20 protein-coding genes are annotated in these 20702 nt (G+C 41.4%); 8 read left to right on the top strand and 12 right to left on the bottom strand.

Translation table 11 applies throughout. The features are described from left to right. Positions 1–272: 272 nt before the first annotated feature. The 3 genes from TOL9009_RS0105935 (at position 273) to TOL9009_RS0105925 (ending at position 3958) form a co-directional block, all read left to right on the top strand. On the top strand, positions 273–599 hold the full coding sequence (locus tag TOL9009_RS0105935; protein ID WP_029631817.1) for a YnfA family protein: 327 nt from the start codon (positions 273–275) through the stop codon (positions 597–599). A 102-nt stretch (positions 600–701) separates the two neighbouring features. Continuing rightward, positions 702–2768, top strand: coding sequence for a prolyl oligopeptidase family serine peptidase (locus TOL9009_RS0105930; protein ID WP_029631816.1), 2067 nt, complete (start codon positions 702–704; stop codon positions 2766–2768). Between the two features lie 128 nt (positions 2769–2896). Then, positions 2897–3958 carry a DNA-methyltransferase gene (locus tag TOL9009_RS0105925; protein ID WP_029631815.1) on the top strand — a complete coding sequence of 354 codons (1062 nt, stop codon included), beginning with the start codon at positions 2897–2899 and terminating at the stop codon, positions 3956–3958. A 137-nt stretch (positions 3959–4095) separates the two neighbouring features. On the opposite strand, the gene TOL9009_RS0105920 is transcribed toward TOL9009_RS0105925, so the two are convergent. The 5 genes from TOL9009_RS0105920 to TOL9009_RS46930 all read right to left on the bottom strand — a co-directional run bounded on the left by TOL9009_RS0105920 (position 4096) and on the right by TOL9009_RS46930 (position 6422). Further along, on the bottom strand, positions 4096–4320 hold the full coding sequence (locus TOL9009_RS0105920) for a hypothetical protein (RefSeq protein ID WP_029631814.1): 225 nt from the start codon (positions 4318–4320) through the stop codon (positions 4096–4098). Between the two features lie 81 nt (positions 4321–4401). Further along, positions 4402–5151, bottom strand: coding sequence for an esterase/lipase family protein (locus tag TOL9009_RS0105915; protein ID WP_199341439.1), 750 nt, complete (start codon positions 5149–5151; stop codon positions 4402–4404). A gap of 392 nt (positions 5152–5543) precedes the next feature. Continuing rightward, positions 5544–5732, bottom strand: a complete 189-nt coding sequence (locus TOL9009_RS45240; RefSeq protein ID WP_144238167.1) for a hypothetical protein — start codon at positions 5730–5732, stop codon at positions 5544–5546. An 18-nt stretch (positions 5733–5750) separates the two neighbouring features. Beyond that, positions 5751–6164, bottom strand: a complete 414-nt coding sequence (arfB, locus tag TOL9009_RS0105910; RefSeq protein WP_029631812.1) for an alternative ribosome rescue aminoacyl-tRNA hydrolase ArfB — start codon at positions 6162–6164, stop codon at positions 5751–5753. 99 nt (positions 6165–6263) lie between these two features. Continuing rightward, entirely contained in the window at positions 6264–6422 is a 159-nt protein-coding gene (locus TOL9009_RS46930; RefSeq protein ID WP_186227705.1) for a YlcI/YnfO family protein, read from the bottom strand. A 233-nt stretch (positions 6423–6655) separates the two neighbouring features. Here TOL9009_RS46930 and TOL9009_RS0105905 point away from each other — a divergent pair, with 233 nt between their 5' ends. Beyond that, complete coding sequence (locus tag TOL9009_RS0105905; protein ID WP_029631811.1) at positions 6656–7087, top strand: hypothetical protein; 432 nt, start codon at positions 6656–6658, stop codon at positions 7085–7087. 49 nt (positions 7088–7136) lie between these two features. Here TOL9009_RS0105905 and TOL9009_RS0105900 read toward each other — a convergent pair whose 3' ends face one another. Further along, complete coding sequence (locus tag TOL9009_RS0105900; RefSeq protein WP_029631809.1) at positions 7137–7541, bottom strand: thiol-disulfide oxidoreductase DCC family protein; 405 nt, start codon at positions 7539–7541, stop codon at positions 7137–7139. 279 nt (positions 7542–7820) lie between these two features. Here TOL9009_RS0105900 and TOL9009_RS0105895 point away from each other — a divergent pair, with 279 nt between their 5' ends. Then, entirely contained in the window at positions 7821–8870 is a 1050-nt protein-coding gene (locus tag TOL9009_RS0105895) for an aldo/keto reductase (protein ID WP_029631807.1), read from the top strand. 279 nt (positions 8871–9149) lie between these two features. Here the strand turns inward: TOL9009_RS0105895 and TOL9009_RS0105890 are convergent, their stop codons facing one another. Together TOL9009_RS0105890 and TOL9009_RS46925 are read right to left on the bottom strand one after the other, a co-directional pair. After that, positions 9150–9638, bottom strand: a complete 489-nt coding sequence (locus TOL9009_RS0105890; RefSeq protein WP_029631805.1) for a hypothetical protein — start codon at positions 9636–9638, stop codon at positions 9150–9152. A 217-nt stretch (positions 9639–9855) separates the two neighbouring features. Next, a complete protein-coding gene (locus TOL9009_RS46925) occupies positions 9856–9993 on the bottom strand; it encodes a hypothetical protein (protein ID WP_186227490.1) in 138 nt (45 codons plus the stop codon). Positions 9994–10204: 211 nt separating this feature from the next. Here TOL9009_RS46925 and TOL9009_RS0105885 point away from each other — a divergent pair, with 211 nt between their 5' ends. Then, positions 10205–10921, top strand: a complete 717-nt coding sequence (locus tag TOL9009_RS0105885) for a pirin family protein (RefSeq protein WP_029631804.1) — start codon at positions 10205–10207, stop codon at positions 10919–10921. A gap of 454 nt (positions 10922–11375) precedes the next feature. On the opposite strand, the gene TOL9009_RS0105875 is transcribed toward TOL9009_RS0105885, so the two are convergent. From TOL9009_RS0105875 to TOL9009_RS0105865, 3 genes are all read right to left on the bottom strand, one after another. Then, positions 11376–12170, bottom strand: coding sequence for an LmeA family phospholipid-binding protein (locus TOL9009_RS0105875; protein WP_029631802.1), 795 nt, complete (start codon positions 12168–12170; stop codon positions 11376–11378). Between the two features lie 154 nt (positions 12171–12324). Then, the gene (locus TOL9009_RS0105870; protein ID WP_029631800.1) at positions 12325–15573 is read right to left on the bottom strand and encodes an efflux RND transporter permease subunit; all 3249 of its coding nucleotides are present in this window, start codon (positions 15571–15573) and stop codon (positions 12325–12327) included. A 151-nt stretch (positions 15574–15724) separates the two neighbouring features. Continuing rightward, complete coding sequence (locus TOL9009_RS0105865; protein ID WP_398344919.1) at positions 15725–17035, bottom strand: efflux RND transporter periplasmic adaptor subunit; 1311 nt, start codon at positions 17033–17035, stop codon at positions 15725–15727. A gap of 684 nt (positions 17036–17719) precedes the next feature. Here TOL9009_RS0105865 and TOL9009_RS0105860 point away from each other — a divergent pair. Next, positions 17720–18256, top strand: a complete 537-nt coding sequence (locus tag TOL9009_RS0105860; protein WP_029631796.1) for a phycobiliprotein lyase — start codon at positions 17720–17722, stop codon at positions 18254–18256. An 86-nt stretch (positions 18257–18342) separates the two neighbouring features. On the opposite strand, the gene TOL9009_RS0105855 is transcribed toward TOL9009_RS0105860, so the two are convergent. Next, positions 18343–18909 (bottom strand): HdeD family acid-resistance protein, encoded by a 567-nt coding sequence (locus TOL9009_RS0105855; protein WP_029631795.1) that lies wholly within the window; start codon positions 18907–18909, stop codon positions 18343–18345. Positions 18910–19291: 382 nt separating this feature from the next. On the opposite strand from TOL9009_RS0105855, the gene TOL9009_RS0105850 reads away from it, so the two are divergent. Next, positions 19292–20644, top strand: a complete 1353-nt coding sequence (locus TOL9009_RS0105850; protein WP_029631793.1) for an APC family permease — start codon at positions 19292–19294, stop codon at positions 20642–20644. Positions 20645–20702 lie beyond the last annotated feature (58 nt).

Genomic DNA, 20702 nt, shown 5'->3' with positions numbered 1-20702 from the left:
CCGGCTCTTTCTAATTAGATGTAATATCATGTCCGGGCAATCCCCCATAATTGATGAAGAACCCCTCCCCAACCCTCCCCCTCCGGGTTCGCCACTTCGACGGGACGGAAACCGACACCGCCGAGTGGACTCACCGCAAGCGGGGAGGGTGCCACAGGCGGGTGGGGTTCTTTTATTATGGTTATTTATTAGGACATCATATAAATATTTATTGACTCATTCAGATGCGAGTAATAAACTATGCATCTGTTATTTATTTCCTGAAGCCGAAAATGCAAACATTGGTTTTATTCTTAGTTGCTGCATTCGGAGAAATCTCTGGTTGTTACGCTTTTTGGGCAACTTTCAGACTGGGAAAAAGCACACTTTTGATTATTCCCGGTATTTTAGCTCTAATTATCTTCGCTTTCACCCTAACTAAGATAGATGCTTCAAACGCTGGCAGAGTATACGCTGCTTATGGTGGTATTTACATTCTCTCATCTCTGGTTTGGTTATGGTTAGTTGAAGGTGTAAAACCAGACAAGTATGATTTACTTGGTGTGACAATTTCCTTAATAGGAACGATTATAATTTTATTCAGTCCGCATCGGTTGTAAAAAAAAGCTCCTGATTTCTCAACTGGATGACTTGCTTTTGGGTTGCCAAGATTTAGGAAAGTTCTATCTTAGAACTATGTCACGAAAAAATTAGCATTTACTATGACCAGCGAAAAACAACTGACTTATCCATCCAGCCTGAAGAGCGATCGCGTTGATGACTATCACGGTACTATAGTTGCAGATCCTTATCGCTTCTTAGAAGACCCAGACTCAGAAGAAACCAAAGCTTGGGTTGAAGCACAAAATAAAGTTACCTTTGGCTATCTAAACGAAATTCCCGCTAGAGAAAAAATCAAACAGCGTCTTACCAAATTGTGGGATTATGAAAAATATAGTATCCCTTTTCAAGAAGGCGAAAACTACTTTTATTTCAAAAATGACGGACTGCAAAACCAAAGCGTCCTCTACACTCTGAAAAGTCTCGACGGTGAACCGAAAGTTTTACTCGATCCCAACAAACTTTCAGCAGATGGTACTGTTGCGCTTTCGGGTTTATCTATCAGCGAAGATGGTAAACTTTTAGCATACGGTTTATCCTCATCTGGTTCTGATTGGCAAGAGTGGAAAGTCCGAGATGTGGAAACAACTGAAGATTTACCAGACCATTTAAAGTGGATTAAATTCTCTGCTGCATCGTGGACAAAGGATAATCAAGGCTTTTTCTACAGTCGCTACGATGAACCAAATGAAAAAACCAAATTAGAAGATGTCAACTATTATCAAAAGCTTTTTTACCACAAATTGGGTACATCCCAATCAGAAGACACATTAATTTATCAACGTCCAGACCAAAAAGAATGGGGATTTGGTGGTGGTGTCACAGAAGATGGACATTATTTAGTAATTTCCGTTTGGTCAGGAAGTGAATCGAAAAATCTGTTTTTCTACAAAGATTTGACTAACCCAGATGCTGAAGTAGTCGAACTAATTAAGGAATTTGAAGCAGATTATAGCTTTATCGACAATGATGATAGCGTCTTTTATTTTCGTACAGATTTAGATGCACCCCGCGCTAAAGTTATTGCCATTGATAGTAAAAATCCTGAAAAATCAGCTTGGCAAGAAATCATTCCCGAAGCAGTGGAAACTTTGGAAAGTGTCGGCATCCTCAACAATCAGTTTGTTGCTGATTATCTCAAAGATGCTCACAGCCAAGTCAAAATTTTTGACCTCAATGGCACTTTTGTTAGAGAGGTAGAATTACCTGGGCTTGGTTCAGTGGGAGGCTTTAACGGCAAACGTCATGATACCGAAACTTTTTATAGCTTCACTAGCTTTACCACACCACCAACTATTTATCGCTACGACATAGTAAGCGGAAAAAGTCAAGTTTTCCGACAGCCAAAGGTAGATTTTAATCCTGCTGATTATGAAACTAAACAAGTTTTCTATCGCAGCAAAGATAATACCCAAGTACCGATGTTTATCACCTATAAAAAGGGGATTAAACTTGATGGAAATAATCCCACATATTTGTATGCTTATGGTGGTTTTAATATCTCCATAACACCGAGTTTTTCTGTCAGTTCGTTAGTATGGCTAGAAATGGGTGGTGTCTATGCTGTGCCAAATTTACGCGGTGGTGGTGAATATGGGGAAGAATGGCATCAAGGGGGAATGAAGCTGAAAAAGCAGAATGTGTTTGATGACTTTATTGCTGCTGCCGAGTGGTTGATTGGTAATGGGTATACCAAAAGTGATAAACTGGCGATCGCAGGTGGTAGCAATGGCGGATTATTAGTTGGTGCTTGCATGACTCAACGTCCCGATTTGTTTGGTGCAGCTTTGCCAGCAGTCGGGGTAATGGACATGTTGCGCTTTCATAAGTTTACCATCGGTTGGGCGTGGGTTGCTGAATATGGTTCGCCGGATAATCTAGAAGAGTTCAAAGCGCTTTATGCTTATTCCCCACTGCATAACCTCAAACCCGGTACAGCTTATCCTGCTACGATGATAACCACAGCCGATCATGACGATCGCGTTGTCCCTGCTCATAGTTTCAAATTTGCTGCCGCTTTGCAAGCTGCACACATAGGTGAGAATCCTGTTTTAATTAGAATTGAGACGAAAGCGGGACATGGTGCAGGTAAACCTACAGCTAAAATTATCGAAGAAGCAGCAGATAAATGGGCTTTCTTGGTGCGTACCTTAAATATGAAAGTTTAGTTTCGCGCAAAACCCTTGTAGAGACGCGATTAATCGCGTCTACTTGTAGATTAATCGCGTCTACTTGTAGATTAATCGCGTCTACAATGGTTTTGGATAATGCATATTTACAGACTAAATACTTTCATATGAAACTTGATTGCGAACCTTATTACAAAACAATATTTGGTGCTGCTTATTTGGGAAATAGCCTGGAATTAATGGCAGGTATCAGTAGCGAAAGTATCGACCTGATTTGCACCTCTCCACCATTTGCACTGGTTCGTAAAAAAGAATATGGAAATGTTGATGCCGACGAATATGTAGAATGGTTTAAAGATTATGCTGCACAGTTTCATCGTATTTTGAAACCAACAGGTTCACTAGTTATTGATATTGGTGGCAGCTGGATTAAAGGAATGCCAGTTCGTTCTCTTTACCACTTTGAATTAGTAGTTGCTCTGTGCAAAGCCAAAGAAAAAGGTGGACTTGGATTTTATCTAGCACAAGAATTATATTGGTATAATCCAGCTAAACTTCCTACCCCCGCTGAATGGGTAACAGTTCGCAGAGAAAGAGTTAAAGATTCGGTCAATACAATTTGGTGGTTGTCAAAAGAACCGCATCCGAAAGCTAACAATAGAAGAGTTTTAAAGCCTTATAGCGATGCGATGAAAAACCTGATTAAGAATGGATATAAACCCAAAGTCAGACCATCAGGACATGATATTTCCAATAAATTTGGAAACGATAGAGGAGGAGCTATTCCCCCGAATATTATTGATGGACGTTGCAGTGCAGATAAAGAAGAAATAGGGCAACCAGTTCTTTTACAAGAAGATTTAGTGCAGCCTGTAAATCTAATTTCTGCCTCAAATACTGCTTCTAACGATTATTATCAACGACGTTGCAAAGAAGAAGGTTTTAAGCCACATCCGGCAAGATTCCCTCAAGCTTTACCTGAGTTTGTCATCAACCTTTGTACAGAACCAGGGGATATTGTTTTAGAACCTTTCGCCGGTTCTAACATGACAGGTAGAGTTGCAGAAACTTTACAAAGACGCTGGTTAGCTTTTGAAATTGATGAAGACTATATCAAAAGCTCAAAACTCAGATTTGAAGAAAATGCTCTTTTGGTTGTTGAAACGACCGCAGATTTACCACCAATAGCATCAGAAAATGGTGATAAAAACCAGTCATCTAAAGTATGAAGTATAAAGTAAACCCCATCAATAAAAGGATGAAGTATGAAGTATAAAATTTGGAAAAAAGAATTAAATGCGTGAAAGGAAATTATTTTTTCCTTTTTTTCATCCTTTATCCTTCATCCTTTTTTGGTCAAAGTTCCTTACCTAACTAAGTATTTTAGGATGCCGGATAAGCCCGATCCATATCCTTCCAGCAGGTTCAATGTGTAATCCGCTAACTGTGAAGGCGCAGAAAATACGTCCTCCAGACTAGGTGAAGCACCACCACACACCTGAAGCAATTCCTCGTCTGTTAGTTCTTTCTCGATTTCGTCGAAAACCTCTAAATCCTCCACCTTTAACTTCCGCGCATGTTTGTGCAGCATATTGTTATACTCCTTCGATAGATAATATTACATGGTCAAGACCAGAAGCTCTAAAAGCCAGATGTACGACATCATTGCCTTTTAGTATCCGCTGATTGCCCTTTCAGGATTCGCTGGACCTGGGTTGGCAAGTGCGTCATAGACAAACTTGAAAGCGTTAAGGTCTTTATTTATATATGCGTGTTCTGTGAGGTCTAGCGGATAGTAGTCCTGCAAGGTGATGTTCCTTACCCGCTCGGACGTCGATCTTAAAAAGTTATTCGTGTAGGGAACTATAATCTCGTCGAACTTAGTGCCGACTACTGTGTAGGAGACAGGTCCTGGAGCATCATCACCCGCGTTCAGCTCTGTGAGGAATGGCGAGCCTTGCGATTGCTGCGTGCAAGCTGGACCTGAAAGAGGAAAACTCACTCTAAGGCATATAAGAGAAGCCGTCAGATTTGGTGCCGTAGAGCCGTAGTTGGAAGGGGAAAGCCCGATCAAGTCGTCAACCTTATTCGCGCCACCGAGAAACTTGATATAGTAGCGGGGCATCATCCCGCCCTGACTGTGACCGACGATAGAGACCTTACTGGCTCCTGTTAGAGCCAACACGTTATCCACGAACACCTTGAGTTCTTGAGCCGAATCTTTGATATCATTTGTCGCACGGTTGCCATAGTTCAAGGCGTATACGCAGTAGCCTTTAGCTGCCAGCAGGGGAGATAGTACATCCCAGTCAGCCGCGACCAGGGCAGTTCCATGTACTAGCACCACTGGCACAGGATGATCTGCATCTGGTCGGCAGTCAGGGTTATTTGCTCCCAGTGGCGGAAGAACTTCCTTTTTCAAAAAGTCTGCGGACGAAGAGGAGCTAGTCGTCTGAGCCACACTGCTCTTATCTGTCAAGGCGACAGACAGTGTGACGACCGACGATGCTATACTAAGACTAATGGTGGTTAGCAACCTGCTGGTCTTGCCCCACAACCGTTTTTCTTGCCTCTTATCCGTACTGAAAGATTTTCTTATCATTATTTTCCTAATTGCGTCTCTGGTGTAGCATATTCAGAGGATGAGCAAGCCCCATGCAGGTAAAATAGAAATAACTAATTACCCTACATTGGTAGTATTGACTGCGGACTCTGTGAGTAAATAAACTTTTTAAACTCTGGGTAAACTTTATAACGAAATATTTATCAGTAAAACTATCAATAGCTAGTTGACAAAAGTAAAAATTGCTGTGCTTAGGCAAATACGGTTCGGTTAAGCACAAAACGAGCTAAACTGATGCTTGTCGCCTGAGTGTATTGATCTCTAATGCAACTCAAAGAATTCTCTTTGATTTCACCAGTGGTCGAATCAGGTATAGTCCTCAAAGCCTTAGAAATTGCTATTCCATCAGTTGTTATTGAACGAGCGATCGCTCGACACATAGCAATGAAGAATAAATTTCAATCCTCAATCTGTCCTCTAATGGACTTAAGCTGTCCTCGCTTGGTTTTGCTATCGAGACGTTTTCTTTGAGAGCTGCGAGTCGGTTTGGTTGGTTTGCGTTTTCGGGGTAACACTGCGACGCTTTTAATGAGTTCTTGAAGTCGTTTTAAAGCCTCTTCTTTGTTCTTCTCCTGGGTTCGGTGTTCTTGGGCTTTGATAACAACAACTCCCTCCTGAGTGATGCGTCGATCGCTCAATTTTAAAAGTTGTTCTTTATAAAAATCCGGTAGGGATGAAGTACCAATATTGAAGCGCAAATGTATCGCAGTGGACACTTTGTTGACATTTTGACCTCCTGCACCTTGGGAACGAATAGCACTAAGCTCGATATCACTATCAGGGATGATTACTTGGTTGGAAATTTGCAGCATTGTTTATATTTGACATTTTTAACGCAAAGGAACGCGGAGGTAAGCGCAGAGTGACGCAGAGTTTTTGTGAGAAATTTTCGTCATGAATTTATGCTTTTGTTATACTAAACACAATACTGCCCATCCCCTCCGATGTCGTACTTCACGAGTCAAAGCCTCAACTACTAAATCATTCAAGGATTCGCTGACGAATTTTAGTTTCTTGGCTTTAACAAGCAAGTCAGCCGGAAAACGGATTGTTACGGCTTCGCGTTCCATCGGAATATTTACAACTAAATAGTGATACCATTTATTGTAACTGCTATTTGATTTACTATTTTATATCATGTCTGACAAATCACATATACTGTAAAGACGTTCCGGCGGAACGTCTCTACGACGGTTCCGATGTTTTTATTAATGTTAATTAAACGGACATTATTTTATTAGCGATCGCATAAATGCATTTAGATAATTACCTATACAAAACAGATAAATAGGAGTGGATGAGCGTGAATGCATCTGAACAGGCAACAAACGTTCAACTTGCTAGTAATATTGCGACGGTAGTTAACTTGTTCAAATTTGAGTTTCCTGATGCAAGATCGGATCTCAAACCCTGGAAGAATGACCCAGAAACCAGGGAATTAGTCGATCCAGACTCCATAGATATCGGCTTTCACTTTCCTGGTATCAGCAAATCTTGGCGCAGTCGCAGTATACTAATTCAAATCCGATTTTATCAAGATCCGATCAATAACTTACGTCGAGCGATCGGTGTCGAAGTCGCAGGATTTGACCATCGAGGTGAAGTATGGCGACTTTCTACGGTGGATAATTGGAGTTGTGTTGGTATATCTGAACCTTCCCCAGAAATAGAGGAAAAGCTAAAACAGTTTTGCCGACACATTTTAGAAGTGTTCAATCAGCAGACTGATAAGTAAGTTTGTAGTGAGCGGTTCACCGCTCATATTAAAGGGCTGATTATAGCATCTATTTTTGACAGCTATCATCAACACAATATGCTGATTGATAGGTACTAGAACGCTTACCAAATAAAGTATAGCGGTTATCGCGGATTTGTTCGTAAAAGCGATCGCCTACCCATTTCACTGCCGGTAATGCCCGATACGCATCCACAAATACGCTACCTAGCGGCAATAATCGTCCAATTTCTTCTGCTGCCGCACTACCTTGCCAGCGTCTTTCCGGTGCGTTTTCATCAATCAAAATCATTCCCTGTTCGCAATCAATAGCCGTGATTCCCCACTTTTGAAGTGTTTCCTCATCTTGCATAGAAGTGTAGCGAAACAGCTTTCCTTGATCTAAAGTTTCTAAAAGTTGCACTAAAGTAACGCAAAGATTGCAATTACCGTCGTAGATAACATAATAATTCATAAAATTTGCGGATTGTTTTTTTTATATTAGTCGAAGTACAGCGATCGCATAAAGAACGAGTGCGTTTTTTAACGCAAAGGAGCGCGGAGGTAAGCGCAGAGTGACGCAGAGTTTTTATGATAAATTTTCGTCCTGAATTTATATTTCTCAACTGAGGAAATTTTGTCAATACTGCCTAAGTATGAAAATTATTTCCCTAATTTATACTAATTAATCTTCCTCCAGAAAGCAAAATTTTGATATTTTTAATAAGACAATAGTATCGGTGAATAAATAGTAATGAGATACAAACTCTTAGGCAAAAGCGGTTTGAGAGTCTCTGAACTCTGCTTGGGAACAATGACTTTCGGTGAAGATTGGGGTTGGGGTGCTTCCAAAGACGAAAGCCAAAAGGTTTTTGATGCTTTTGTGGAAGCTGGAGGCAATTTTATTGACACTGCCAATGGTTACACTGATGGTAGCAGCGAGAAAATCCTTGGTGAGTTGATCGCTAAGGAACGAGAACGTTTTGTAGTTGCGACGAAATACTCTTTTCCTTTACAGATGAACGATCGCCAAGGTAATCCTAATGGTAGTGGTAATCATCGCAAGAATATGATCCAGTCGTTAGAAGGCAGTTTAAAACGCTTGAATACCGACTATATTGACTTATTTTGGTTGCACGCTTGGGACTTCATGACACCGATTGAAGAAGTTATGCGATCGCTTGATGATTTGGTGCGGCAAGGTAAAATACTATACGTTGGCATTTCTGACACGCCTGCTTGGATTATCTCACAAGCAAACACACTGGCGCAATTTTATGGCTGGACACCTTTTGTGGCATTGCAAATTGAGTATAATTTACTTCAGCGGACACCAGAAAGGGATTTGTTACCAATGGCAAAAGCCTTCGATTTGGCAGTTACACCGTGGTCGCCTTTAGGTGGTGGTGTGCTGACAGGGAAGTATAATAAGCCTAGTAGCAACGGCGAACAGGGACGATTGGCAAGTCCGGAAGGAGGAAGTATTTCTGAACGCAATTTAGCGATCGCGCAAGTCGTGACTCAAGTTGCCGAAGAAATTGGACACACACCTTCACAAGTTGCACTCGCTTGGTTGCGTCATCAAAATGGTGTGATAATCCCCATTGTTGGCGCCCGCAAGTTAAGCCAATTTCAAGATAATTTAGCTTGTTTAGATGTCAGTTTATCGTCAGAACATCTGCAACGTCTGAACGAAGTTAGTCAAATTGAACTTGGTTTTCCTCATGACTTTTTGCAGAACGACACAATACGCGATCGCCTTTTTGGTGGTACATTCAGCACCATTGATAACCATCGTCATTAGACATAAAAGTAAAAATTAAATATGCGTTATCCAGAACTTCTAGAGACGTAGCATTGCTACGTCTCTACATTCTTTCTATGTCTAAAGAATTCTGGCATAATTATGGGTTGTGGCTGTCAACAGTCAAAACTCAAAACTGGAGTTGAGATTAATTTCAACTTCAGCTTTGAGTTAGGCAGGGTTTAATTACCCCATCACTTGTATTTTGTGGAGAGAAAAACTAATTACTAACAACGCAAGATAATCTTGTCAGTGATTAACCGGACTTGATACGGAGAATTACTTAATGTTCTCCAATGCCTCAATTCTCTGAAGCAAGTTCTTGAAAGAGGTTCCATAAACCAAAACATCACCGGAGTTGCCATCTATTTTAATAGTCTCTTCACCAGCAGCGTTAAACAAGCGAACAGTACTGTCGTATGCTTCTAACACAATGCGATTTGTAGCTTCTTTAGAAAGAAGTGAAACATCGCCATAGTGATCGTTGCCACCTAATACGAGGTTACTGCCACCGCCATCAAGATGAACAGACACTTTAGCATTTGTGTCTAGCAGAAGTAAATCACCTTCGTGACCACCACCACCTGCACTGATATTGCCCTTATTCCCGTCTAAAAGAATAGTCGCAGCACCATTTGAATCTTTAAGTTCCAATATTGTCTTGCTATCAGCAGAAGCATTTGGTGCTACTTGAATAAAGCTGAAGCCGACAATTAGAAAGCAGCAGCATACAAGTTTTAGAAGTCTGTTCAATTGCAAACGATTCATCTGTATTCTCCAATTTAGGATTACATTAAATTATCTACAGCTTGACTAAAAAATAGCCGCTATCGCGATAGTTTATTTGTGCGATCGCTGTAGAATTTTTGTGAAATCAGTTCTCACGAAGATATTTTCACTTTAATTAAGAAAATGCAAGCACATATAAGACACTTAAAACAGAAATAACCAACTTTTGCTATTATTCTTATCAAGTTTGTAACGTTCAATACATTTTTTCCTCCGAGCGATCGCTGATGGCAGGTGCTTCAAGGGTTCCGGGAGACGCTACTTTGAACAGCAGCGCAATGCCTCCCCATGAGCGACTGCCGAGGAGCGAAAGATTAGTGGTAATTTTTGACAACCATCAACCAACAATTAAATACAGTATCTTTTTGGGAAGTAGGTTACTTTTTAGTGCGTACTTTTCATTTTGAATATACATCCGTTACTATTGAGATAGTTAACAAGCAGGTTAAACAGTTCTCAATTCCAAGACTTAGCTGATACGTGACTGGTACAGAATAAAACTTGTCTTTTTTAAGATAAAAAATCATTACAAACGAGGTTGATGTATGTCTCAAAATACTGTTACCCATCTAATTCATGATAGGAACGCACGCGGTCACACTAAAATTGGTTGGTTGGATAGTTACCATACATTTTCTTTTGGGAGTTTTTCCGATCCAAATCGCATGGGATTTCGCACTCTGCGAGTAATTAATGACGATCGCATTGTTCCAGGTGCGGGTTTTGGTACTCACGGTCATCGGGATATGGAAATTCTCACATATGTCCTAGAAGGTGCGCTAGAGCATAAAGACAGCTTAGGAACAGGTTCAGTGATTCTTCCCGGTGAAGCGCAAGTCATGAGTGCGGGTACTGGCATCACTCACAGCGAATACAATCACTCACAAACTGATCCAGTACACCTTCTGCAAATCTGGATTCTTCCTGATAAGCAAGGCTTAAAACCAAGGTATGAACAAAAAGCTTTTCCTATTGAAGAAAAGCGCGGAAAACTACGCTTAATTGCTGCCAAAGATGGACGCGATGGTGCTGTCACAATTCATCAAGATGTTGACTTATACGCATCTGTTTTAGAGCCTGGTGATGTGATAAATTATCACGTTAAACCACATCGTTATGCTTGGTTACAAATAGCCCAAGGCATAGCAACCTTAAATGGTGAAGAACTAAGAGCCGGCGATGGTGTACAAATTATCGTTGAAGAACAACTGGAAATCAGCACTCAAGTAGGTGCAGAAATCTTGCTTTTTGATTTGGGTTAATGTCAAAATTGGGATGAAGGGGAAAGGTGAATATTTTCCTTGCCCCTTTTCCTAAATTATGAAATAAGTACACGTATTTCATAGCCAAATATTTAACGAAGACTTTGCGTCCCTCTGCGTTTACCTTCGCGTCCCTTTGCGTTTAATCACGATTATTTGCTATAAACTTATTAATCACAACGCCGCCTAGAATCATCTAGACGGCGTTTAATTAGGGCTTGCTGAATAAGTCTTTAAAGCGAATCTAGAAGCCACACAGGTTACAAAATGGTTGTTTCGTTGCTCAGTTTCCTTTCTTTACCTAGCGATCGCGCTTTGATTGTGCAAGGGTTTTGAGACTCTAGATGTTAAACAAGTGCACTTGTTTGGTGAAAAAAGGCTTAAACCCCTTATCTGGACTAGATTACACATTCATTCAGCAAGCCCTAATTAAATCTAAAATTGGAAATGGCTATTAACCAGTACGTGGGATGCGCTCAACCTCAGCATAACCACTAAAAATCAACTGTTTCCCTTGAGTTTCTAAACGATTAAGTCGCATTTTTATTCCATCCAAGTCAAAGCGATCTAAATCGACCATATTATCCAAAATATCTGCCAGTGCTACGCTCAAGGTTTTAGATATTTCCTTTTGCGCTTCTGGTACAGAATCAAGTTCAATTTGGGGATCTTTAAAAGAAACACGCCGACGCCTTTCAACTGCTATAGTTACAGTCATATCCAAAGGTACAAGTTCGCGATCGCCTAAATCAGCCTTGGCAAAAATCCGCAGGCGATTTTCTGGCAATAATTCTACCCGAATTTCTGGGAAAGATACTGGATTGCCGCCAGATAATTCGGTTAAGGCAGGTACGGTGAGGTTTAACAGACGTTTTTTAACCAGTTCTGCCTTAAAAGAGTAATTAATCCCTTCTTCTGATAAAACGACTTTAGCGATCGCTTGAGTCGGTTGCTTGAGAGTTAGTTTCCCAGCCAAAACCGAGCTAAAATCAATCGAAACAGCATCGGTTTCCACAGAAATTTCGTCTGCGGGGAAATCTTTACGAATCACCACGCCAGTTGCGTTCATTTTAAAGCTATCAATGCTGCCTTGCAACAGTTTGCTGGAGGGATAGCAGCGCACAAAGACTTCTACTGACTCGCTTTGGGAAAACAGATGGCGAATCGTTTGGCTAGCAACAGTATTGAGCATCCGCTCTCCCCAATCTGTGCTTTTGGGATCTTTTAAACCAGTAATTCCGCCGAACATGTAGTTTTAGGTCTCTAGAAGTTCTTTGTCTTTTTGTAACAAATCGTGAAGATTATTGCAACTATTACTTTATAGGTTGTGCTGATGATAACGTAGGGGATCGCTAATGATGCAGAATATTTGAGGCTAAATCTTAAGCGATCGCACTTTGCAATCAATTCCACCTTTTGAGATTTTTCCGTAAATAACGCAACTGCATTAAAACAGGCTTTGCCCAATCCCCAGGTCGAAATTCATGCAGCAAGATGTACAAACAGGGGATGATAAATAAAGTCATCAATGTAGCGATCGCCATTCCAAAGAAAACGACAATCCCCAAGGGTTGCAAAAACTCTGAACCTTCACCAATGCCCAAAGCTAAGGGAAACAGTCCTAAAATGGTGGTGACAGTAGTCATCATAATCGGGCGTAAGCGTTGCGGAGCGGCTTTGAGAATGGCAATTTCACGAGTACAATTTTCTTCCTCCCTAACTTGGTTCGCTGATTCCACCATCAAAATTCCGGCATTCACCACAATTCCCACCAACAAGACAACACCAACGATTACCGTTGCACCGATCGCAGTTTTGGTAATGTAAAGTCCAAAAATCCCCCCAGCTAACGCCAGCGGGACAGTAAATATAATTACTAACGGATCAAGCAGTGAATTGTATTGTACAGCCATAACGACGAAGATGAGGAAAACTGCTAAAGCTCCTAAAGTTTTCAAAGCATCTTGAAGTTCCTGATTAGTTTCTTGAGCCGAACTAGGAACAATCGAAACGCCATCAGGTAATTTTATACTTTGGAGTACTTGATTGACTTCCGCGAGTGCTTCACCAAGACTAGCTTCCTCGGTTAAGTTGCCTGCAATAATAAAAGCTTGACGTTGATTAATTCGCTGCACTTCACCAGGAGCTTGACCTTCTTCAATTCGGGCAACATCCGAAAGGCGAATTTGTTTGTTGTTTTGGGTAAATAGCGGTAATCCTTCTAGCTGAGAGGGACGCTGAATCGCTTCAGTATTTAATTGCACCCGCACATCAACCAAACGGTTGCCGCGTTGAATTTGCGTGGGAACTGAACCTTCAATTGCTGTCTGAATGGTTGCCCCAATTTGTTGAGCTGTCAATCCTAGATTGGCAACTCGTTCCCAGTCGGGACGAATTTGTATTTCTGGTTGCCGGGGATCACCATCAGGTCGAAATCTAGCTGATGTTGCTTTTTCTTCTAAAGCTTGCAGTACTTGAGCGCCGGCTATTCGTAATTTTTCTTCATCTTCACTTTGCAGAATCACGTCAACTTCTGACCCTTGGGCTGGGGTATTACTCAAAATTAAACCGCGCACCTGACCAGGACTCAGACGCAGCAGAATTCCTGCCAAGTTGAGTTTGTTTAATTGCTGAGTAACTTTTTGAACATACTTGTCTATATCTGTGCCTTCTTTAAGATTAATCGTGCTGCTTGCCCGTAAAGGATTTTCGGTAGTATTATTACCAAACAGAGAACCCCCCACTGTGGTGAAAGCATACTCACTTTCTGGTTGCTTCATCAAAATCTCATCGACAGCTTGCATCACTTTTTGAGAAGTTTCCAAAGGTGTACCGGGTGGAAACTGCGCTCTTAAGTTGGCTTGTCCGGTATTAATTCGGGGTAAAATTTCTTGGGGAATTTGACCAACCATGAAAAAGCTGCTACCACCGAGAATTAGCAAAGCAGCAGGAACTACAACTAAGCGAAAGCCTATAATCTTTCTTAAAAAGCTGCCGTATCCTCGCGTCGCATCTTCAAAACGGCGATTAAACAGTTTAAGCAGCCAAAATTTACTTATACCACTAGACCAGCGGATTGCCAGCAGTCGAGAAGTCAGCATTGGGACGACTGTCACAGCAACGAGTAACGAAGCAGCTACGGCAAAGGCAATTGTCAGAATCAGTTCATTAAATAGTAGTGAGATAAAACCGCCAATTAAGAGAAATGGGACGACAGAAACCAAGTTAGCAGCAGTAGCAGCAACTAACGCCGATTCTACTTCTTGAGAAGAAGCGATCGCATTTTCAATAAAGAATTTTGAATTCTCTTTGTCTCCAAGTCTCTTTGTCTCCTTATCTCTTTCTCTCTGATTCGGAGTTTTACCGGCTTTTTCGGAAATATTTTCTAAAATGACAACCGATGTATCAATTGCTTGACCAATTCCTAAAGTTAGACCTGCTAAACTAAACACATTTAAACTCAAGCCAAACAATTTCATCATGGCGATCGCTGCCAAACTACACAGCGGAATTGCCAGACTAATAATAAATGTTTGCCGCAGCGATCCCAAGAATAACAGCACTGCTACTGCTGCCAACAATGCTCCAGAAATCGCATTAAAAATTACATCATTTAAAGAATTGCGGATGAAGCGAGATTCATCTGTGGTCGCGGTCAAAACCATATCCGCTGGAATTAAACCCGATTGTTGCAATTGTTTAATTCGCTGCTTTACTCCTTCCACAACTGTAATTGTATTCGCATCAGGCTGCTTTTGAACTGACAATTTCACCGCTGGCTGACGGTTAAGATACACAGATACTCGCTGGTTTTCTGTGCCATCAATTACCTCGGCAAAGTCTCGCAGATAAACGCGACGGGAGGGAGTGGTAGAAGCGGGGGAAGAGACTTCAATCGAGAGGTTTTCAATTTCCTTCGCATCTTTGAATCTACCGACGGTGCGCGTTAACGGCTCGGAATTCTGCCCCAAAATCCGACCACCAGAAGTATCTTGGTTACGCTCTGTTAGTTCATTGAGAACATCGGTTAAGCCAATATTTAATGCTTGTAAGCGGCTTAAGTCAACTAAGACGCGCACTTCTTCTTCTGCCGCACCAGATACATCAACTGCGGCAACTCCCGGCACAACGCTGAGTTCCCGCGATAATTCTTCATCGGCAAAGACGCGTAAATCTTTACCTTGAAGTGAGGTAGATGTCAGTGCTAATTCGTAGATTGGTAGTTGTGAGGGATCGACTTTAAATAAGCGTGGCTCCTCAATTGTGTCTGGTAACTGTCCTCTGCTTCGGTTAAAAGCTGCGGTAGCATCGTTGAGAGCCTGGTCAATATCGCCTCCGGGTTCAAAGTATAAATCGAGGCTGACTTGTCCTTCACGAGTGCGGGAAAAAACTTGTACTACATTCTCGGTTGCAGACAAAGCTTCTTCTAGGGGTCTGGTGATTTCATCTACTGCTACTTCTGGGGAAATACCCGGTGCTTCTAGCCGCACACCAATTCGCGGGTAGGTGATTGCTGGTAGAAGATCCACTTGGATGGTTGTCATAAAGTATATCCCCATGACAATCACCGCGAGGGTGAGCATGAGTGTACCGATATGTTGTTTGATCGCGATCGCGCTAATACTAAATCCGCTTACTTTAGTTTGCTGCATCTGTCGCTCCGCTCCAATTTTAAATATTTTTTTTATCGCGTTGAAGTATGGGATGAATCGTAAAGACGTTTTGCCTGGATGAATCGTAAAGACGTTCCGGCGGAACGTCTCTACAATACGTTAAATTTATCGACGTAGATTGCATTCATTTTTAATTCTGCTTCGGGCTTGATTCTGGTTTTTCCGAAATAACCGAAATCCGCACATCTTCCCCATCTTTTAACGACTTACCACTCCGCACTACATAGGATTCTCCCGGTTGTAAGCCGGATAAAATTTCTATTTTGCTGTCGGCTCTTTCTCCTAGCGTCACAGATTTAGATGTCACTTTTGGTTTACCATCTGTGTTATTTATCACATATACTATGCCATTGCGATTTGGGGTTTCTCTGTTGGTGGGAGAGGGGGAAGAAACCCCGTTGCTACGTTGCTGAATCGCTGTTTGGGGTATAACTACTCGCTGTTGTGCGGTGCTTTGAAAATTCACCCGCGCTAGCAATCCGCTGCCAATTTTGCCATCGGTATTGGGAATTTCTACCTCAACTGGTATTAAGCGAGCTGTTATATCAGCGGCTGGAGAAATGCGTATTACTTTACCAGTGTATTTTTGATTTGGAAAGGCATCTAAACTGACTTGTACAGATTGTCCTAGTTGAATTTTTCCTAGTTCTAATTCCGAAACTTGAACGATGACTTTGACGCGGCTAAAATCGCCTATTTTCAAGACTTCGTTTCCAGGCTGAAGAAGATTGCCCGGTTCTGTCACTTTTTCTGTGATTACACCGGCAATGGGAGCTGTCAGCTTTGCATAAGAACGGCGCTCTTTTGCCTCGGCAACTAATGCTTGTTGGGCAACTACTCTACCTTGGGCAGCGGCAACGGCTTGCTCTTCTGTGCGGACTTGCTCAGTAGCTGCACGGAGAGCTTGTGCAGCAGTTCGCGCTTGTGTTTGTGATTGTTCGGCGGATTGTAGGGCGATCGCTCCTTCTTTTAATAGCTTCTGTTGCCGTTGTGAGTCTGCCTGGGCTTGTACTACTTGTAGTCGCGCTTGTTCTACTTCTGCACGAGCATTAGCTACTTGAGTTCTCGCTCTTGCTACTTCTGATTTTCTAGCTGCTAATTCTGCTTCTGCTTGCTTTAATGCTGTTAATAATAAGGCATCATCTAATTGTCCGATGACTTGCCCGCCTTTGACGGCATTGCCTATATCTACATTCAATGCTAAAAGTCGCCCTTCGACTTGCGATCGCAATGAGACAACGCGAAATGCATTTGTAGTACCTGTATACTCTGGTTCTTGTCGCAGCAAACCAGTACGAGCGATCGCTACATCTACTGCCGTTGCATTATTACCTTGTTGTCCACCACTACGCTGAGATTCTGCTTCAGCCGACTCTTTGGGAAGTAAGCCGCAACTCATCGTTAACAGTCCTATTCCTAACATACTGCCTATTAACCCCATAGACGAGGATACGGCAGAACGGGAAGAAAGAGTTATCTGTTTACCTCCTTGTCTTGTTGTATACTGATGCGACATATTTTTGTCCAAAATGATTTTTTTACTATATTTGGGCGATTTTAAACCAAGATAGCTGTTTACTAACAAGTCATCTTGATATACAGCAGATTTCAGGCAAATGAAGTACACATATAAAACCCCTCTCCTTGTAGAGACGTAGCAGTGCTACGTCTCTACATGCATTCGATTAAAGCGATAGGGTGCTGTATCACTTATAAAAAAAGGCAAGAAAGCATAAATTTGCTATCCTAATTCATTTCTTAATAGAAATCACGGCTTGTATCACAGAAAAAAAGTATTAAATAATACATGTTTTGTTTTAACTAGAAAAAAATAAATTCATCTAGAATTTATACATTTACTGGCTAATTATAAAGATTTTTTAACTACGCTTGACTCTGCCCCTAGTTAGAAAACCCTAACTACTAATTCGTGACTTTTTTCACTTCTATCTTTGGGTTTAAACTACTAGAAAATTTTTATTTTTCGCATTGTAACGAAACTATCAGTAATTTCGATAATATAACGTTTATATTAAGAAAAGTAAATAAGTTCGATATTTAGGACAGACATAATGTATTTGTCTGGACACCTGATTATATTGACATTGCGTGAGGAAGGCAACCTGTGACATCACCGCGATATTTTGCACAAACTGCTGAAGAATCCCAGATTACAGAGTTTTTTACTGAATCGGTGGGACAGTGGCGTTCTGAACGGCGCTATTATACTCTTCCTGAGGGAGAAACAAAGGAAATGGTGAGTATAATTGCCATCCGTTTTTTAGAACCGGGATGTGACGAGTTGCTTCATCTGGCTGAGATGCATAATCTGCCAAATATTGCAAGTTTAATTTGCGGTACTCACGTCAGTTGGGATACAGATTCAGTGACGGGAAGAAAGGAATCTAAAGGTTCAACATTGTTTGGTGTTTTAGGAACAACTTTATATCGCGATCGCGGTTTTGCCACATCCAAACCAGTTACCGCACAATATTATTTCCCGAACCCGAAAACTTTATGTTTGCGAACCGAGTACAATAATTCAGTATTCGAGGAAGAATTAAAGCTAATTGGTGAAAAATACCGCACACGTCAATCAATTATCTCTCGTGCAGGTGAACAATTGATGATTGGACAGTATTTAGAAAAAAGAATTGATTAACAAATAAAGACGTTCCGTCGGAACGTCTCTACTCGTAATGTGTTTAGTCTTTGATATTAAGCGATGAATCGCTTACTACGAAAAAATTAAGCGCTTGTAGCTTCAGATTGATTTAAGGCAGAACGCGCATTCAATGATAAACCTACGCGGGAAATGCCGGTGAAGAGAATGCTGACACCGACTAGTGTACCAATTAACCAAGGCGCATTAAAGGGAAATTGAAACCAAATCATTGCGCCTAATATTAAAGTGATGATACCATCGCCAAGTACCCAAGTCCAGTTTTGTTGCGGACGCAAGCGGAATGCAAGGATTAGCTCGAATACACCTTCGGTTAACAAAAAGCTACCTAATAACAGAGTTAATGTGAGAATGCCATTGAAAGGGTAAACAAACAGCATTATACCTGTGGCAATGTATAATCCGCTCAATAAAAGCTTCCAAACAAAGCCTCCTCGATCACGAGTTTCAGTAGCGTAGACTAGTTTGGCAAATCCTGAAGACATGAGAATCAAGGCAAACCAAGTCTCAGCAAAAATCGTGGAGAAAGAAGGTAAAGCGATCGCTACAATTCCTAAAACAATTAAAAGAACGCCAATTATTAGCGATCTATTGATATTCTTTTTAACATCGCTAGAAATGTTGGTTGTCATATAATTTTTTCCCTTTTATGAGTGTTGATACAATTAGACTAGGGAATTTTTACATAATTTACTACAACCCTAAGATATACGTCATTTAGTTTAGATGATGCGATCGCTTGTCTGCAACACCAAGGCGAACACCAACACCTTGGACGAATGCTTTAACTTGGCAATTCTAGTTGTAGTTCCAAATCGGCAGGTAAAACCTCTCCACTCCTAAGTATCCTTAGAACTTGAACTATTTCTATAGGTTGATGTAGATAAATTTTCACTTGCTTATCTTAAGGATTAATCAACCTGTCACATTTTAGTCATATTTATTTGTGACCATAAAAAGACCGAGTTAATCACAATTCCTTCCAATCAACTCATAACTATTGAGGTACATTTAGTGAGTAGACGGGAAAACATTAGTTTACTTAAGCAAGCCGCAATTACCGAAGCAACACCTAAAGCATCGCTGGGATTTGTAGATGCAGTGGCTTTGATTGTTGGTATTGTACTTGGAGCAGGCATTTTTCAAACTCCTGCATTCGTTGCAGCCAATGCAGGCAGTGATATGGGTGTACTGCTATTGTGGTTGCTTGGTGGTGCAGTTTCTTTAATTGGAGCGCTGTGTTATGCAGAATTAGCAACAACCTACCCCAATGTTGGAGGCACATACTATTACCTGAAGCGTGCTTTTGGGCATTCGATGGCTTTTTTATTTGCTTGGGCGCGAATGACGGTGATTCAAACAGGTTCTATTGTCCTGTTGGCGTATGTTTTCGGTGACTATGCCTCTGGGCTATTGCGCTTAGGCACGTATTCGCCTTCCATTTATGCGGCGATCGCAATTATCCTCCTCACTGCTTTAAATATTCTCGGTTTGTACCTTGGTAGCTTAACGCAAAACTTGCTCACAGCCGCAAAAATTCTCGGATTGCTGTTAGTAGTAGTAATTGGAATTTCCTCTCCATCTCCCTCAATTCCCTCAACTTCCCCTGTTTCCCAAAATTGGGGACTAGCGATGGTATTTGTCCTACTATCCTACGGTGGATGGAACGAAGCGGCTTACATCTCGGCAGAAATTAAAAACGGACGGCGTAACATAGTGCGCTCATTAGTTTGGAGTATTGGCATCATCACTGCCATTTACATGCTAATAAATCTCGCTTACCTGCGGGGGTTAGGATTAGCCGAAATGGCTAAATCAGAAGCTGTTGCAGCAGCATTAATGGATAAAATTGTAGGTACACCAGGAGTCTTGTTCCTCAGCCTGGTAGTAATAGTCTGTACCTTGGGTGCAATTAACGCCACAATTTTGACTGGCGCACGTACTAACTACGCCTTGGCACAGGATTTTGCTCTGTTTAGTTTTATGGGACGTTGGCAACAACAAAAAGGTACACCCATCCAAGCCTTGCTATTACAAGGAGCATTTGCTCTAATATTAGTGCTTTTAGGCACTTTTACTCGCAACGGCTTTAAAACAATGGTGGATTACACTGCCCCTATATTTTGGTTCTTCTTCTTACTTTCTGCCATGTCGCTGTTTGTACTACGAAGGCAAGAACCTAATATAGTTCGCCCTTTCCAAGTGCCATTTTATCCAGTGACACCACTGCTGTTTTGTCTGGTTTGCGGTTACTTGCTTTACTCCAGCTTGGCGTACACAGGAGTGGGGGCTATTGTCGGCGTTTTAGTTGTAGCAGCAGGTATTCCATTGTTGATGTGGAATAACTACCGAAAAATCAGAACTTAGGTCAAAAGTCAAGAAAGACTTTTATTAACAAATCACAATTGCTAACCGATCAAGGAGA

Source organism: [Scytonema hofmanni] UTEX 2349, from assembly GCF_000582685.1.
In the GTDB taxonomy this organism is placed as follows: domain Bacteria; phylum Cyanobacteriota; class Cyanobacteriia; order Cyanobacteriales; family Nostocaceae; genus Hassallia; species Hassallia hofmanni.
Note: the sequence above shows the minus strand (reverse complement) of the source record. Positions and strands in the feature narration are given on the sequence as shown.

What these genes read in the sequence shown, in the direction of transcription:
- TOL9009_RS0105935 (WP_029631817.1), top strand. Translation starts at nt 273, where the DNA reads ATGCAAACATTGGTTTTATTCTTAGTTGCTGCATTCGGAGAAATCTCT.
- TOL9009_RS0105930 (WP_029631816.1), top strand. Translation starts at nt 702, where the DNA reads ATGACCAGCGAAAAACAACTGACTTATCCATCCAGCCTGAAGAGCGAT.
- TOL9009_RS0105925 (WP_029631815.1), top strand. Translation starts at nt 2,897, where the DNA reads ATGAAACTTGATTGCGAACCTTATTACAAAACAATATTTGGTGCTGCT.
- TOL9009_RS0105920 (WP_029631814.1), bottom strand. Translation starts at nt 4,320, where the DNA reads ATGCTGCACAAACATGCGCGGAAGTTAAAGGTGGAGGATTTAGAGGTT.
- TOL9009_RS45240 (WP_144238167.1), bottom strand. Translation starts at nt 5,732, where the DNA reads ATGTGTCGAGCGATCGCTCGTTCAATAACAACTGATGGAATAGCAATT.
- arfB (WP_029631812.1), bottom strand. Translation starts at nt 6,164, where the DNA reads ATGCTGCAAATTTCCAACCAAGTAATCATCCCTGATAGTGATATCGAG.
- TOL9009_RS46930 (WP_186227705.1), bottom strand. Translation starts at nt 6,422, where the DNA reads ATGGAACGCGAAGCCGTAACAATCCGTTTTCCGGCTGACTTGCTTGTT.
- TOL9009_RS0105900 (WP_029631809.1), bottom strand. Translation starts at nt 7,541, where the DNA reads ATGAATTATTATGTTATCTACGACGGTAATTGCAATCTTTGCGTTACT.
- TOL9009_RS0105895 (WP_029631807.1), top strand. Translation starts at nt 7,821, where the DNA reads ATGAGATACAAACTCTTAGGCAAAAGCGGTTTGAGAGTCTCTGAACTC.
- TOL9009_RS0105890 (WP_029631805.1), bottom strand. Translation starts at nt 9,638, where the DNA reads ATGAATCGTTTGCAATTGAACAGACTTCTAAAACTTGTATGCTGCTGC.
- TOL9009_RS0105885 (WP_029631804.1), top strand. Translation starts at nt 10,205, where the DNA reads ATGTCTCAAAATACTGTTACCCATCTAATTCATGATAGGAACGCACGC.
- TOL9009_RS0105875 (WP_029631802.1), bottom strand. Translation starts at nt 12,170, where the DNA reads ATGTTCGGCGGAATTACTGGTTTAAAAGATCCCAAAAGCACAGATTGG.
- TOL9009_RS0105870 (WP_029631800.1), bottom strand. Translation starts at nt 15,573, where the DNA reads ATGCAGCAAACTAAAGTAAGCGGATTTAGTATTAGCGCGATCGCGATC.
- TOL9009_RS0105865 (WP_398344919.1), bottom strand. Translation starts at nt 17,035, where the DNA reads ATGGGGTTAATAGGCAGTATGTTAGGAATAGGACTGTTAACGATGAGT.
- TOL9009_RS0105855 (WP_029631795.1), bottom strand. Translation starts at nt 18,909, where the DNA reads ATGACAACCAACATTTCTAGCGATGTTAAAAAGAATATCAATAGATCG.